Origin of the sequence: Cupriavidus sp. SIMBA_020, from assembly GCF_046535395.1 — a bacterium.
Taxonomy (GTDB): domain Bacteria; phylum Pseudomonadota; class Gammaproteobacteria; order Burkholderiales; family Burkholderiaceae; genus Cupriavidus; species Cupriavidus campinensis.
On record NZ_JAWRWU010000411.1, the window covers coordinates 1 to 279 of the forward strand.

Consider the following 279-nt stretch of genomic DNA (forward strand, 5'->3'; position numbering starts at 1 on the left):
TCGAACGCGCAGGTGTTGCGCCTCTGGCAGGATGACGGCCAGGGCAACGTCAGCTACCTGGGTGACGCCAAGGTCACCGGAACCAATTGGCAATGGCGCAGCGACGTGGACATGGCGCTCGGCACCGTCAATCTGTTCGCGACAGTGGACAACGCGGCGCGGGCGGGTACCACCTATACCGCGCAGGATAGCGCGATCCATGGCAGGCCTTCGCCCACCTTCAGCTTCCACCTGCAAGGGCTGGAGGGCATCGAGGCCAGGGACGCCAAGGGCGTCGTG

Annotated in this window: 1 protein-coding gene; it reads left to right on the plus strand. The window is 65.6% G+C overall.

The window, feature by feature from the left end; all coding sequences use genetic code 11:
* Nucleotides 1-279: hypothetical protein (locus SB751_RS29820; protein ID WP_410749000.1), on the plus strand; the 279-nt coding region annotated here is incomplete at both ends.